At 39.7% G+C, this 14,257-nt stretch carries 20 protein-coding genes; 3 read left to right on the top strand and 17 right to left on the bottom strand.

Going from position 1 to position 14,257, the window contains the following annotated elements:
* Positions 1–243 precede the first annotated feature (243 nt).
* From rpsQ to mpl, 12 genes are all read right to left on the bottom strand, one after another.
* Positions 244–501 carry a 30S ribosomal protein S17 gene (gene rpsQ, locus ACWIW0_RS03695; protein WP_157394311.1) on the bottom strand — a complete coding sequence of 86 codons (258 nt, stop codon included), beginning with the start codon at positions 499–501 and terminating at the stop codon, positions 244–246.
* The gene (gene rpmC / locus ACWIW0_RS03690) at positions 501–692 is read right to left on the bottom strand and encodes a 50S ribosomal protein L29 (protein ID WP_157394310.1); all 192 of its coding nucleotides are present in this window, start codon (positions 690–692) and stop codon (positions 501–503) included. Before rpmC ends, rpsQ begins: the two co-directional genes overlap by 1 nt.
* Positions 692–1,102 (bottom strand): 50S ribosomal protein L16, encoded by a 411-nt coding sequence (rplP, locus tag ACWIW0_RS03685; protein WP_157394309.1) that lies wholly within the window; start codon positions 1,100–1,102, stop codon positions 692–694. The genes rpmC and rplP overlap by 1 nt, the downstream gene beginning before the upstream one ends.
* A gap of 12 nt (positions 1,103–1,114) precedes the next feature.
* Positions 1,115–1,822 (bottom strand): 30S ribosomal protein S3, encoded by a 708-nt coding sequence (gene rpsC, locus ACWIW0_RS03680; protein ID WP_157394308.1) that lies wholly within the window; start codon positions 1,820–1,822, stop codon positions 1,115–1,117.
* Positions 1,823–1,840: 18 nt separating this feature from the next.
* Positions 1,841–2,173 (bottom strand): 50S ribosomal protein L22, encoded by a 333-nt coding sequence (gene rplV / locus ACWIW0_RS03675; RefSeq protein ID WP_005599292.1) that lies wholly within the window; start codon positions 2,171–2,173, stop codon positions 1,841–1,843.
* 10 nt (positions 2,174–2,183) lie between these two features.
* Positions 2,184–2,459, bottom strand: a complete 276-nt coding sequence (gene rpsS, locus ACWIW0_RS03670) for a 30S ribosomal protein S19 (RefSeq protein ID WP_005539416.1) — start codon at positions 2,457–2,459, stop codon at positions 2,184–2,186.
* 26 nt (positions 2,460–2,485) lie between these two features.
* The gene (rplB, locus tag ACWIW0_RS03665) at positions 2,486–3,307 is read right to left on the bottom strand and encodes a 50S ribosomal protein L2 (RefSeq protein ID WP_157394307.1); all 822 of its coding nucleotides are present in this window, start codon (positions 3,305–3,307) and stop codon (positions 2,486–2,488) included.
* A gap of 19 nt (positions 3,308–3,326) precedes the next feature.
* Positions 3,327–3,632: a 50S ribosomal protein L23 gene (gene rplW, locus ACWIW0_RS03660; protein WP_005599290.1), complete on the bottom strand. Its 306-nt coding sequence runs from the start codon at positions 3,630–3,632 to the stop codon at positions 3,327–3,329.
* A complete protein-coding gene (gene rplD / locus ACWIW0_RS03655) occupies positions 3,629–4,231 on the bottom strand; it encodes a 50S ribosomal protein L4 (protein WP_157394306.1) in 603 nt (200 codons plus the stop codon). Before rplD ends, rplW begins: the two co-directional genes overlap by 4 nt.
* Positions 4,232–4,246: 15 nt before the next feature.
* Positions 4,247–4,873: a 50S ribosomal protein L3 gene (gene rplC / locus ACWIW0_RS03650; protein WP_157394305.1), complete on the bottom strand. Its 627-nt coding sequence runs from the start codon at positions 4,871–4,873 to the stop codon at positions 4,247–4,249.
* A gap of 16 nt (positions 4,874–4,889) precedes the next feature.
* Entirely contained in the window at positions 4,890–5,201 is a 312-nt protein-coding gene (gene rpsJ / locus ACWIW0_RS03645) for a 30S ribosomal protein S10 (RefSeq protein WP_001181005.1), read from the bottom strand.
* Between the two features lie 286 nt (positions 5,202–5,487).
* Entirely contained in the window at positions 5,488–6,849 is a 1,362-nt protein-coding gene (gene mpl, locus ACWIW0_RS03640; protein ID WP_454452243.1) for a UDP-N-acetylmuramate:L-alanyl-gamma-D-glutamyl-meso-diaminopimelate ligase, read from the bottom strand.
* 120 nt (positions 6,850–6,969) lie between these two features.
* On the opposite strand from mpl, the gene fbp reads away from it, so the two are divergent.
* On the top strand, positions 6,970–7,974 hold the full coding sequence (gene fbp / locus ACWIW0_RS03635) for a class 1 fructose-bisphosphatase (RefSeq protein ID WP_454452242.1): 1,005 nt from the start codon (positions 6,970–6,972) through the stop codon (positions 7,972–7,974).
* Between the two features lie 112 nt (positions 7,975–8,086).
* Here the strand turns inward: fbp and asnA are convergent, their stop codons facing one another.
* Positions 8,087–9,079, bottom strand: a complete 993-nt coding sequence (gene asnA / locus ACWIW0_RS03630; protein WP_454452241.1) for an aspartate--ammonia ligase — start codon at positions 9,077–9,079, stop codon at positions 8,087–8,089.
* Positions 9,080–9,246: 167 nt separating this feature from the next.
* Here asnA and asnC point away from each other — a divergent pair, with 167 nt between their 5' ends.
* Both asnC and udp read left to right on the top strand, forming a co-directional pair.
* Positions 9,247–9,720, top strand: a complete 474-nt coding sequence (asnC, locus tag ACWIW0_RS03625; RefSeq protein WP_454446177.1) for a transcriptional regulator AsnC — start codon at positions 9,247–9,249, stop codon at positions 9,718–9,720.
* Positions 9,721–9,843: 123 nt separating this feature from the next.
* A complete protein-coding gene (gene udp / locus ACWIW0_RS03620) occupies positions 9,844–10,608 on the top strand; it encodes a uridine phosphorylase (protein WP_454446178.1) in 765 nt (254 codons plus the stop codon).
* Positions 10,609–10,665: 57 nt separating this feature from the next.
* On the opposite strand, the gene ACWIW0_RS03615 is transcribed toward udp, so the two are convergent.
* The 4 genes from ACWIW0_RS03615 to ACWIW0_RS03600 all read right to left on the bottom strand — a co-directional run bounded on the left by ACWIW0_RS03615 (position 10,666) and on the right by ACWIW0_RS03600 (position 14,157).
* The gene (locus ACWIW0_RS03615) at positions 10,666–10,956 is read right to left on the bottom strand and encodes a DUF5377 family protein (protein WP_454452240.1); all 291 of its coding nucleotides are present in this window, start codon (positions 10,954–10,956) and stop codon (positions 10,666–10,668) included.
* 84 nt (positions 10,957–11,040) lie between these two features.
* Positions 11,041–13,107: a glycine--tRNA ligase subunit beta gene (gene glyS / locus ACWIW0_RS03610; RefSeq protein WP_454452239.1), complete on the bottom strand. Its 2,067-nt coding sequence runs from the start codon at positions 13,105–13,107 to the stop codon at positions 11,041–11,043.
* 364 nt (positions 13,108–13,471) lie between these two features.
* Positions 13,472–13,843 carry an endonuclease domain-containing protein gene (locus ACWIW0_RS03605; RefSeq protein WP_454452238.1) on the bottom strand — a complete coding sequence of 124 codons (372 nt, stop codon included), beginning with the start codon at positions 13,841–13,843 and terminating at the stop codon, positions 13,472–13,474.
* Between the two features lie 50 nt (positions 13,844–13,893).
* Positions 13,894–14,157, bottom strand: a complete 264-nt coding sequence (locus ACWIW0_RS03600; RefSeq protein ID WP_454452237.1) for a hypothetical protein — start codon at positions 14,155–14,157, stop codon at positions 13,894–13,896.
* Between the last annotated feature and the right edge of the window lie 100 nt (positions 14,158–14,257).

Raw genomic sequence — 14,257 nt, 5'->3', positions numbered from 1 at the left:
CTTTTACTTGTTATGTCAATAACAAGTAAAAGGAGTATACTCCTTTGAAAATTTAAAGACCGCTAAGATAGCCAAAGGATAAAAGACATTAAAAATGATAGGAAAAATAAAAATCGCTGACAATTGCTATAGCTAGCCCTAAATGAGATATAACTTTGAAAAATAAGCGGTGAGATTTTAGGAAAATTTTACAAAAAAATCCCTAACATTTCTGCTAGGGATTTCTTATTTGAACTGAGTTAATTAAGCAACGATTGCTTTTTCAACTACACGAACTAAAGTCCAAGATTTAGTTTTTGAAACAGGACGACATTCCTTAATTTCAACAACATCACCTAATTTAGCTTCGTTATTTTCATCGTGTACATGAAGTTTAGTAGTACGACGGATAAACTTACCATAGATTGGGTGTTTAACTGTACGTTCGATAGCAACTACGAAAGATTTTTCCATTTTGTCGCTAACTACTTTACCTTGTACTGTACGAATTTTATCAGTCATTACTCACCCGCCTTCTCGGTTAATACAGTTTTTACTTGTGCAATACTACGACGCACTTGTTTTAACTGATGGGTTTGTTGAAGCTGACCGGTGGCTGCTTGCATACGCAACTTGAACTGTTCACCTAAAAGGTTTACTAATTCACCATTCAGCTCTTCAATACTTTTTGCACGTAATTCTTGAGCTTTCATTACATCACCGTCTTAGTTACAAATGTGGTTTTAAACGGAAGTTTAGCTGCTGCTAATGCAAATGCATTGCGTGCAACTTCTTCTGAAACACCATCCATTTCATAGAGAACTTTACCCGGTTGGATTAAGGCTACCCAGTACTCAACGTTACCTTTACCTTTACCCATACGGACTTCTAATGGTTTTTCTGTGATTGGTTTGTCTGGGAATACACGAATCCAGATTTTACCTTGACGTTTTACCGCACGGCTCATCGCACGACGAGCAGCTTCAATTTGACGCGCAGTTAAACGGCCACGACCAACCGCTTTTAAACCGAATGAACCGAAGCTCACTTCTGTACCGCCAGCTAAACCGCGGTTACGACCTTTGTGAACTTTACGGAATTTTGTACGTTTTGGTTGTAACATTCAGTGATCTCCTTATTTACGACCTTTGCCACGTGGCGCCTTTTTAGGCTGTGCCGCTGGTTCTTTCTCAGATTCAATCACTGCAGCCATACCACCAAGAATTTCACCTTTGAAGATCCACACTTTAATACCGATTACACCGTATGTAGTGTGTGCTTCTGCAGTGTTATAATCGATGTCAGCACGAAGAGTATGTAGAGGTACACGACCTTCACGATACCATTCTGAACGTGCGATTTCTGCACCACCTAAACGACCGCTAACTTCAACTTTGATACCTTTAGCACCTAAACGCATTGCGTTTTGTACTGCACGTTTCATTGCGCGACGGAACATTACACGACGCTCAAGTTGAGACGCGATGCTATCTGCAACTAATTTTGCATCTAGCTCTGGTTTTTTCACTTCAGCAATGTTGATTTGAGCAGGAACACCAGCAATTTTAGATACTGCGTTTCTTAATTTTTCAACATCTTCGCCTTTTTTACCAATTACGATACCTGGACGAGCTGTGTGAATAGTTACACGAATACTTTTTGCTGGACGCTCAATAGTGATGCGCGAAACAGAAGCACTCGCTAACTCTTTGTTTAAAAATTGACGTACTTTGAAATCGCCTTCTAAATTGTCAGCGAAATCTTGTGTATTCGCGAACCAAGTAGAGCTCCAAGGCTTAACAATACCAAGGCGAATACCATGTGGATGTACTTTTTGACCCATTTGTTATTCTCCTACTGATTAACGATCTGACACAACCACTGTGATGTGGCTTGTACGTTTTAAAATACGATCTGCGCGACCTTTAGCACGTGGCATTACACGTTTCATGCTTGGACCTTCATCAACGAAAATCTTCGCAACTTTAAGATCATCGACATCTGCACCGTCATTGTGCTCTGCGTTTGCAATAGCTGACTCTAAAACTTTCTTAACTAAAGCTGCTGCTTTTTTGTTTGTAAAAGTTAAGATTTCTAATGCTTGCGCAACTTTTTTACCGCGAATTAAGTCAGCAACTAAGCGAGCCTTTTGTGCAGAAGTACGAGCGTAACGATGTTTTGCAATAGTTTCCATCTTTTACCTCTTATTTCTTAGCTTTCTTATCTGCGGCGTGACCGCGGTATGTACGAGTCGGTGCAAATTCACCTAATTTATGACCGATCATTTCATCAGAAACATAAACTGGAACATGCTGACGACCATTATGGACTGCGATGGTCAATCCGATCATTGATGGAATGATCATTGAACGACGGGACCAAGTTTTGATTGGTTTTTTATCCCCGCTTTCCACCGCCTTCTCTACCTTCTTCAACAAGTGTAGGTCAAGGAAAGGACCTTTCTTGAGAGAACGTGGCATGGCTTACCTCTTTTTAATGAATAAAATTATTTACCACGACGACGTACGATGAATTTATCAGTACGTTTGTTATGGCGAGTTTTCTTACCTTTGGTTTGAACGCCCCAAGGTGTAACAGGGTGTTTACCGAAGTTACGACCTTCACCACCACCGTGTGGGTGGTCAACTGGGTTCATCGCAGTACCACGAACAGTTGGACGAATACCTCTCCAACGGTTTGCACCTGCTTTACCAAGAACGCGAAGCATATGCTCTGAGTTACCTACTTCACCAATGGTTGCAGAACACTCAGCTAATACTTTACGCATTTCGCCTGAGCGAAGACGTAAAGTTACATAGTTACCTTCACGAGCAATAATTTGCACATATGCACCAGCAGAACGAGCGATTTGACCGCCTTTACCTGGTTTTAATTCAACGTTATGAATTGTTGAACCAACTGGGATATTGCGCATTGGTAATGAGTTACCTACTTTAATTGGAGATGAAGCACCTGCTTGAATTTGATCACCAACAGATAAACCTTTTGGTGCAAGAATGTAGCGACGCTCACCATCTTTATAAAGTACTAATGCAATGTTTGCAGAACGATTTGGATCGTATTCTAAACGCTCAACAACAGCTGGAATGTCTAATTTGTTACGTTTGAAATCAATTAAACGATAGTGTTGTTTATGACCGCCACCGATGTGACGAGTAGTAATACGACCTAAGTTGTTACGACCACCAGTTCTAGATTTAGTATCTAAAAGTGCTGCAAAAGGTTTACCTTTGTGAAGCTCTGGATTAACAACTTTAACTACATGACGACGACCAGCGGAGGTCGGCTTACATTTAACGATAGCCATAGTTTTCTATTCCTCCGAATTACTCTGCCGCACCTTCAACGAAGTCAAGAGATTGACCTTCTTGAAGTGTCACGTACGCTTTTTTCCAATCACTACGACGACCTGATTTAGCACCGTGACGTTTAGTTTTACCTTTAACAACCACTGTACGAACAGAATCTACTTTAACTTCGAAAAGTTGCTCTACCGCATTTGCAATTTCTACTTTATTTGCATCTAAAGCGACTTTGAAAACGATAGTATTGCCTTTTTCTGCGTTATTTGTTGCTTTCTCAGAGATATGAGGTGCTTTAAGCACTTTTAGCAAACGTTCTTGTTGAATCATGCTAACATCTCCTCAATTTGTTTTACTGCATCTACAGTAACAACCACTTTATCGAAAGCGATTAAACTTACTGGATCAATTCCTTGAACATCACGTACATCTACTTTGTATAAGTTACGTGCTGCTAAGAATAGATTTTCATCTAAGCTCGCAGTAATGATAAGTGCGTCAGTTAACGCCATATCTTTTAATTTTTGTACTAAAACTTTAGTTTTTGGTGCATCAATTTCAAATTTATCAACAACAACTAAACGATCTTGACGAACAAGCTCAGAAAGAATGCTTTTGATTGCACCACGGTACATTTTCTTGTTCACTTTTTGGCTGTGATCTTGTGGTTTAGCTGCGAAAGTTACACCACCAGAACGCCAGATTGGTGATTTAACATCACCTGAACGAGCACGACCAGTACCTTTTTGACGCCAAGGTTTTTTACCTGAACCAGACACTTCAGCACGAGTTTTTTGAGCACGACTTCCTTGACGAGCACCTGCTGCATACGCAACAACTACTTGGTGGATTAACGCTTCGTTAAACTCACGTCCGAAGGTAGTTTCAGAAACAGTTAGTGCGTTTGCACCTACAACTTGTAATTCCATCTCTATCTCCTAGACTTATGCTTTAACAGCTGGTTTTACGATAACATCACTATTAGTTGCACCAGGCACAGAACCTTTAACTAATAATAATTTACGCTCAGCATCTACACGAACAACTTCAAGTGATTGAACGGTTACACGCTCTGCACCTAAGTGTCCAGCCATTTTTTTACCTTTAAACACACGACCTGGAGTTTGGTTTTGACCAATAGAACCAAGTACACGGTGTGATAAAGAGTTACCGTGAGTAGCATCTTGAGTACGGAAGTTCCAGCGTTTAACACCGCCAGCAAAACCTTTACCTTTAGAAGTACCAGTAACATCTACTTTTTTAACATCTGTGAAGATGTCTACGTTGATTTCTTGACCTAAAGTGAATTCTTCACCTTCAGTACGAAATTCCCATAAACCGCGACCAGCTTCAACACCTGCTTTAACGAAATGACCTGCTTCAGGCTTAGTTACACGATTCGCTTTTTTCGAACCAGTTGTAACTTGAACTGCAGTATAGCCATCGTTTTCAAGAGTTTTAACTTGAGTCACACGGTTGGCTTCGATTTCGATTACGGTAACTGGAACTGACACGCCATCTTCTGTGAAGATACGGGTCATACCAACTTTACGACCGACTAAACCAATCATTGTAATAACCTCTTAATTAACCTAGGCTGATCTGCACGTCAACGCCGGCAGCCAAATCTAAACGCATTAATGCATCAACAGTTTTTTCTGTTGGCTCAACAATATCAACTAAACGTTTGTGAGTACGAATTTCATATTGGTCACGCGCATCTTTATTAACGTGTGGTGAAATCAATACTGTAAAACGCTCTTTACGCGTTGGTAAAGGAATTGGACCACGAACTTGTGCACCAGTACGTTTAGCTGTTTCTACGATCTCCGCAGTTGATTGATCGATCAAACGATGATCGAACGCTTTTAAGCGGATACGGATTCTTTGGTTCTGCATTAGACCAGAGCTCCATTAAAATTTAGCTAATAAAAAAACCGAACCACCAAACTTAATAAATTACATTAAGGGGGCACAGTCATACCTTGTTATAGTTTCCAAATCGGAAACATTTTATGTATTACAATATCTGCAATACCACCTAGTAAATGATTACACTAAGTGACGCTATCTATACATCAGTGAAAGCGTTTCGACATTATAAGAAAATTTGTAGCCAATAACAAGCTCTAAATTTAATATTTAGATAAATAATTTACTTAGATGAACGAATATAAAAGTGAATTTACTTCATCAATCTATCTAACAGCTTCTGGTGAATACCGCCAAAAGCACCATTACTCATCACTAAAATATGATCTGTAGGTTTAGCGTGTTTTACGATTTCATCGACTAAGTGATCCAAATCAGATGAATGGTAAGCTGGCTGATTTAATGCCTCAGTAATAACGCTAACTTGCCAAGGAATTGTCTCAGGTTGATAAACAAAGACACTATCTGCATTGTGTAATGACGGAGCAATATCATCTTTATGTACTCCCATTTTCATTGTATTTGAGCGAGGCTCAAGAACGGCTAAAATACGTTCAGTTCCAACTTTACTACGCAAAGCGTTGATGGTGGCATTGATGGCAGTTGGGTGGTGAGCAAAATCATCATAAACAGTTACTCCATTCACCGTTCCTTTAACTTCTAAACGGCGATTGGCATTAATGAATGAACCCAGAGCTTGGCACGCAGTAGCAATCTCTACACCTGCGTGATGTGCGGCCGCGATTGCCATTAAACCATTATGCATATTATGTTCGCCTAAAATTGCCCATTGTACTTCACCCGCTTTTTGTCCTTGATAATAGACTGCAAAATGTGAGCAATCTTGTGCAATCGCTTCGGCATACCACTCATTCTCTTTACCTATAAATTGTAAGGCACTGTAATACCCCATTGCTAAGGTTTGTTGTACATTATCATCAGCTTTGGCTGATAAAATACAACCGTTCTGTGGCATTGCTCGTACAAGGTGGTGGAATTGGCGTTGAATAGCTTTTAAGTCATCAAAAATATCTGCATGATCGAAATCAATATTGTTGATAATTAAGGTTTTTGGATTGTAATGTACAAACTTAGAGCGTTTGTCAAAGAAAGCAGAATCGTATTCATCAGCTTCAATGACAAAATAGCGGCTGCTACCTGCACGAGCAGAAATACCAAAATTGCCTGCTACGCCACCAATTAAAAAACCTGTATCAATACCCGCTTGTTCTAAAATCCAGGCTAACATTCCTGTGGTCGTGGTTTTACCGTGTGTGCCTGATACGGCTAATACCCAACGATCTTTGAGTAGATGATCGTGTAGCCATTGTGGGCCAGAGGTGAAATTTAATTGATTGTTTAATACATATTCGATACAAGGGTTACCGCGACTCATTGCATTACCAATAATAACCATATCAGGAGCGGGTTCTAACTGGGCAATATCATAATTCGGGATAATTTCAATACCGCTTTTTTCTAAAAAAGTACTCATCGGCGGATATACATTCGTATCCGACCCCGTTACTTTGTAGCCTAATTCGCGTGCGATAATCGCAACGCCTCCCATAAATGTGCCACAAATCCCTAAAATGTGGACGTGTTGTTGTTTCATTGGATTCCTTAATACGAAAAAGTGTGATTCAGCTCACAAAATAAGACTTTGTTTCCAAAGCAAAGTTTAATGAACGCTATAATAAAACAAAGCGTTATGAATAGCTAATAGGAGATGAAAATGAAAACGTTAGGGGAATTTATTGTAGAAAGACAAGCAGAATACCCAGGTGCAACGGGGGAATTAAGTGGTATTCTTTCATCTATTCGCTTGTCTGCCAAAATTATTCATCGAGATATTAACCGAGCAGGGCTAACTCAAGATATTTTAGGGGTATCGGGTGATGAAAACATTCAAGGCGAAACGCAGATGAAGTTAGATGTGTTTGCTAATGAAACAATGAAAAAGGCCTTAATTGCTCGTGGTGATGTGGCTGGTTTTGCTTCTGAAGAAGATGATACTTTTGTTGCTTTTGATACGGAACGAGGGCGTAATGCAAAATATATTTTAATGACCGATCCGCTAGATGGCTCATCAAATATTGATGTCAATGTTTCTGTTGGTACAATCTTCTCTATTTATAAACGTGTTTCACCTATTGGTACGCCTGTAACAATGGAAGATTTTCTTCAACCTGGGCGTAAACAAGTTGCCGCAGGTTATGTTACCTATGGTTCATCGACAATGTTGGTTTATACCACAGGAAATGGTGTGAATGGCTTTACTTATGATCCATCTTTAGGGTTATTTATTCTTTCTCACCCCAATATGAAAATGCCTTATGAGGGTAAATATTACTCAATTAACGAAGGACAATACCTTAAATTTCCAGATGGCGTGAAAAAATTTATTAAATTCTGCCAAGAAGAAGATAAACCAACAGGTCGTCCGTACTCTTCTCGTTATATCGGCTCTTTAGTGTCAGACTTTCACCGTAATTTACTCAAAGGCGGTATCTATATTTACCCAACAACCAAAAGCCACCCGAATGGCAAATTGCGTTTGCTTTATGAAGGAAATCCAATGGCATTTTTAGCAGAACAAGCGGGTGGAATGGCAACAGATGGTGTGAATACGATTTTGGATATAAAACCAACTGAATTGCATCAACGAGTGCCGTTCTTTGTGGGTTCAACAGCAATGGTGAAAAAAGCAGGGGAATTGATTGAGGCGTTTGGAGGGTGATTCGATATTATAAAAAAATACAACATCAGTATTCAAAACTAAAACTGATGTTGTATTTTTATAATGATTTGTCAGATCAAGTCTAATCTTCTACATTTTTATTAAAATTCCACTACAAAATATTCTCAAATTTCGCTAGCATCTCTTTTGGCCATACGCTTGATTGTACTTCACCGATATGTTTTTTGCGAAGTAAGAACATAGCAAGGCGAGATTGACCAATACCACCGCCAATTGAAAGTGGTAAACGGCCAGCTAATAAATCTTTATGCCAATCCATTTCTAAACGAGCTTCATCGCCTGTTAGTGCAACTTGTAAGCGTAATGCCTTCTCATCTACACGAATACCCATTGATGATAATTCAAATGCGGTACCAAGTTCTTCATTCCAAACTAAAATATCGCCATTTAAACCTTTATAACCATTTTCTGATTCTGTTGTCCAGTCATCGTAGTCTGGAGCACGTCCATCGTGAGCCTTTCCATCAGATAATTTACCGCCAATTCCGATTAAAAATACCGCTCCAAATTCTTTACAAATCGCATTTTCACGTTCTTTGCCTGTCATATTTGGATAACGTTGTACTAAATCTTCACTATGCACGAAAGTAATCTGTTTTGGCAAAATAGAAGGGATATCAAAACGAGCTTCCACCGCTAACTCAGTTAAACGAATTGCTTTATAAATTGAGCGAACAGTCTCTTTGAGATATTCAAAGTTGCGGCGACCTTCAGGAATGACCTTTTCCCAGTCCCATTGATCGACAAATACAGAGTGAGTTGGATCCAGTGAATCTTCATCTGGACGTAACGCTTTCATATGTACAAATAACCCTTCACCTTCTTGGAAACCAAAGCGAGCAAGCGTGTGGCGTTTCCACTTAGCAAGAGAGTGAACAACTTCATAAACCGCATTTGGAATACATTTCACATTAACTTGTACTGCTTTTTCAATACCCGATAAGTTATCTTGCATACCATTACCCACTTCACTTAGAATCGGTCCTTGCACTTCAATAATATCTAGTTGCTCAATTAAGTTTTGGGTAAACGTGTTTTTTACAAAGCTAATTTCTTGTTGCTGTAAGATAAATGACTTTTTCATATAATTTCCTTTATTTAAGAATTTCTCAAAGTTGATGAATGTAATTTAAATCAAATATCAAATAATTCAATACAAATCCAATAAAATACCTTTTGTGTTAGATAATTCATAAAAATATATGCTATATTTTATATAAATTCTAATGAAAGTTAAAAAAGGAGCAAATTTTGCATACGAATCATCATTCAACAATCCAAATCGATCAGCTTGATCAACAAATTTTGCGAGTATTAACCCAAGATGCACGCACACCTTATGCAGAAATGGCGAAAAATTTTGGGGTAAGCGCTGGGACTATTCATGTTCGTGTCGAGAAAATGCGTCAAGCAGGTATTATTGAAGGTACAAAAATTCGGATCAACGAACGTAAACTTGGCTACGATGTATGTTGTTTTATCGGTATTATTCTCAAAAGTGCAAAAGATTATGAAGCTGTTATTGCCAAATTAAAACAATTTGATGAAGTGGTTGAAGCTTATTACACTACGGGTAATTACTCTATTTTTCTTAAAGTGATGACCCATACTATTGAAGAATTACATCGAGTTTTGGCAACTAAAATCCAGCTAATTGATGAAATCCAATCCACAGAAACATTGATTTCAATGCAGAACCCAATTTTGCGAGATATAAAACCTTAGGCAAACGTTTCCCTTTGATCTTGTTCACATTTTTGCAAATAGATTTGCAAAAAATTTAGGGAAAGTAACCGCTTGCTTGGTAGAATGTTCCCGTTATTTAACCTTATTAGAAAGGAGAAAAGTATGTCAGAAGTTTTTCACTTAGGTTTAACAAAAGCAATGCTAAAAGGAGCGAAAGTGGCTATTGTTCCAGGCGATCCTGCTCGTAGTGAGCGAATTGCTACAAAAATGGATAACCCTGAATTTTTGGCTTCTACTCGTGAGTACACCTCTTGGCTTGGTTATGTAAACGGGCAACCAATTGTGGTTTGCTCAACAGGTATCGGTGGGCCATCAGTGTCGATTTGTGTGGAAGAATTAGCACAACTGGGTGTTCGTACCTTCCTACGCATTGGCACAACAGGGGCAATTCAACCTCATATCAATGTAGGTGATGTGCTTGTTACAACAGGAGCAGTACGTTTAGACGGAGCAAGTCGCCACTTTGCACCATTGGAATATCCCGCAGTTGCGGATTTCCGTTGTACTAATGAGCTTTATGCAGCAGCAAAAAATCAAGGCATTGAACCTTATGTAGGTATTACCGCATCATCAGATACATTCTACCCAGGACAAGAACGTTATGATACGTTTAGTGGTAAGATTTACCGCCATTTCCGCGGTTCATTACAACAATGGCAAGAATTGAATGTGATGAATTTTGAAATGGAATCTGGCACACTATTTACAATGTGTTCTGCTTTAGGTTTACGCTCAGGAATGGTATCTGGCGTAATTGTAAACCGTACTCAACAAGAAATTCCAAACGAATCAACCATCAAAGGCACTGAAAGTAAAGCGATTGATGTTGTTGTGGAAGCAGCAGGAAAATTAGCACTGGATTACTAGTTGCAAGTAATGAAAATGCACCAATAGCAAGGGTGCATTTTCTTTATTAGGCACTACTTATACTAATCTTAGCTTACCAATTTTAATTCCAATATTTCCCAAAGCCACAGGGCCGAGATATTCAGCAAGAAAACGGAATAACTCATCAACATCGTGGAAAATACAGTGAGTATGTACTTCTTTCTCAACGGTACGAGTAAATTCGTAAGATACCTTTTCACTTTCAATATGAGCTTCTAACTTTAAATAAACTGTTTCAAAATAGTGGCTCATCGCCCCTTCTAACCCTGGGTCACTAATACGCACGTCCCATTGATTACTAAATAAAAGTTCTGTTTTTCTCGACATATTTTCTTCCTGATTATCTCAAATAAGTAAAATTTCTTAAAAAAAGACCGCTTACGTTGCCATAAGCGGTCGGATTAACGGAAATTATTGCAATAACGAAATATCCGCAACTTGTAGGAACAAGTTTTGTAGCGTATTTAAAATCGCTAAACGATTTTGGCGAAGGGTTGGATCTTCTGCATTCACCATTACGTTACCAAAGAAATTATCTACTGGCTGACGTAAATTCGCCAATTTATCTAGCACTGCGGTGTAGTCGCTCTGTGCAATCAATGGCTGAACTTCTTTCTCTAACGCTAGCACGGCTTCTGCTAATGCCTTCTCTGCAGGCTCAATACAAGCGGTGAGATCAATCGCACCAATTGCAATATCTGCTTTCGCCAGAATGTTACTCACACGTTTATTCGCTACCGCTAAGGCTTCTGCTGCGTCTAGTGTGCGGAAATGGGATACCGCACGCACTCGTGCATCAAAATCAGATGGTTTAGTCGGACGGCGAGCCAGTACAGCCTGAATAACATCGACTGCAATGCCTTCATCTTGATACCACGCTCGGAAACGACCAAGCATAAAGTCCACTACGTCTTCAACCACATTGGTATTCGTAAGTTTATCGCCGAAAAGTGCGGTGGATTTTTTCACAATTTCAGCCAAATCAAGCGGTAAGTTTTTCTCTACGATAATGCGTAACGCACCCAATGCCGCACGGCGTAAAGCGAACGGATCGGCACTGCCTTTTGGTGCTTGACCGATACCGAAAATCCCTGTAAGCGTGTCAAATTTATCGGCTAAGGCTACGCTACTCGCTACCAACGATTTTGGTAACTCATCACCAGCAAAGCGTGGCATATATTGCTCATTTAACGCTACTGCCACTTCTTCATCTTCACCGTCGTGGCGAGCATAGTGCATTCCCATCACGCCTTGCGTATCGGTAAATTCAAACACCATATTCGTCATTAAATCGCATTTTGAGAGTAAACCTGCACGTTTAGCTTTGGCTTCGTCCGCCCCGATCTGTTTTGCAATCTCGCCTGCAAGCTGTTCAATACGAGCGGTTTTATCACGCAATGTGCCAAGCTGTTGTTGGAATAAAACGGTTTCTAAACGTGGCAATTGATCTTCTAAACGCTGTTTTAAGTCGGTTTTGAAGAAAAACTCCGCATCGGTTAAACGTGGGCGAACCACTTTTTCGTTCCCTTCAATGATTTTGCTTGGATCATCAGGATTGATGTTCGATACAAAGATAAAGTGTGGGAGAAGTTTTCCGTCTTTGTCATAAATCGGGAAGTATTTTTGGTCGCCTTTCATTGTGTAAACCAGAGCTTCCGCAGGAACAGCTAAGAAACGCTCTTCAAATTTTGCCGCAAGCACATTCGGATATTCAACAAGGGAGGTTACTTCATCAAGTAAGTCGTCTTCAATATCTGCTACACCACCTAAAGCGGTTGCTTTCGCTTGAGCTTTTGCAAAAATTTCAGAACGGCGTTCGTTGAAGTCTGCAATCACAGAGCCTTTTTCTCTCAGTAATTGTGGGTATTGTTCAGCGTGATCGATTTGGAATTGACGTTCGCCAAGGAAACGGTGTCCACGAATGGTGCGACCGCTTGCGACACCTAAAATCTCGCCTTCAATTAACTCATCGCCTAACAATAAAGTGACCGTATGCACTGGGCGAACAAATTGTTCGGTTTTATCGCCCCAACGCATTGTTTTTGGAATAGGCAACTTCGCAAGAGAATTACTGATTATGCCAACAAGTAAGTTTCGGGTCGGCTGACCTTCAATCACCGCACGATGAACTAGCCATTCGCCTTTGTCAGTAGCGATACGCTCTGCTTGCTCAACGGTAATACCACAGCCTTTCGCCCAGCCTTCAGCCGCTTTGGTCGGCTTGCCTTCTGCATCAAACGCCGCCGACACCGCAGGCCCACGTTTCTCGATTTCTTTACTCGGTTGAGCGGTTGCTAAACCTAGAACTTTCACCGCTAAACGACGTGGTGCTGCAAACCATTCTACTTTATCAAAAGCTAAACCTGCTTGGTTTAATTCTTGTTCTATATTCTCCGCAAATGCGGTCGCTAATTTTTTGAGTGCCTTCGGTGGCAGCTCTTCAGTGCCGATCTCGGCGAGGAAGTTTTGTGTTGTCATTTTGTTTTTCTCTATTTTGAATTATTTATTTTTCTATTAAATTCCCCGATAGCGCTCGTGTCCACACGAGTGCTTACTTTATTAGCACCCGTCCAAAGACGAGCACTATCTTATCTATACAAGCGGTAAATTTTTTGGAAAAATTTGCAAAAGTTGTTAGAAGTCCTACTGCTTATTTATTCTCTCACTTTGTTTTCACTTCTACCAAATCTCCCCTAGCCCCTCTTTGCTAAAGAGGGGGACTGGAATTGTGCAAAAATTACGTTCTGTGGGCTACTTTGCATTTTAAATTTTTCTATTGCTGATGAAGAACGCAATTCTCTAAATTCTTGGAGATCCGATCCCCCTCTTTAGTAAAGAGGGGTTAGGGGAGATTTGTCCTAACCTTCTCCAAAAACAAATAAATCTGCTCTACCACCGCTTCAATTTCAAAATAGATTTCATTATTGCTAAACCGCATTACGGTAAATCCTAGTGAGTTTAGTTCCGCATCACGCAAGCGGTCTTTTTCCTGATAATCCGGTTCGTAATGTTGGCTACCGTCTAATTCAATAATCAACTTTGCTTTCGGGCAGTAAAAATCCACAATGTAATTCAACAGTGGCTTTTGGCGGTTAAAACGAAAACCTAAAAGCTGATCTCGGTTTATCCGTTGCCATAATTTTCTTTCTGCATCTGTTTGTTCAATGCGAAGTTTCTGTGAAAGTGGTTTGAGGGATTTTGAGTAAGGTTGCATATTAAGTCTCCCTTAAATTTTACAAAACTCTCACAAGAAGCACCGTACTTTTATTTAAACATTGAACTTAACTCATCTTTATCCAAAACCACTCTCTCATCAGCTAATAACAAAGCGGGAATACCGATATAGCGGTTTTGTTTAGCGTGGTCGAAAGCGGAATGGCGATCTCGCAAGAACAGAAAACGTTTATAGTTTGCCATTGATTCCAGAATATTTACGCTTTCATAATCCACGTTTAACCGTGCCAACTCTGCCACAAAAGGCTCAGTATCGGGGCAGAGATGAGCAAAAAAGAGTATGGGTTTTGTCATAAGTCATTCCAAATGAGTTTTGAAGAGCATATTATTTTGATAATTTTACCAATTATTATGCCATAAAATGCCAATAGTAGAAAAAGTTATGTGCGATATT

The sequence above is a fragment of the Ursidibacter sp. B-7004-1 genome (genome assembly GCF_053654055.1).
This window is presented reverse-complemented; position numbering and strand designations above follow the sequence as displayed.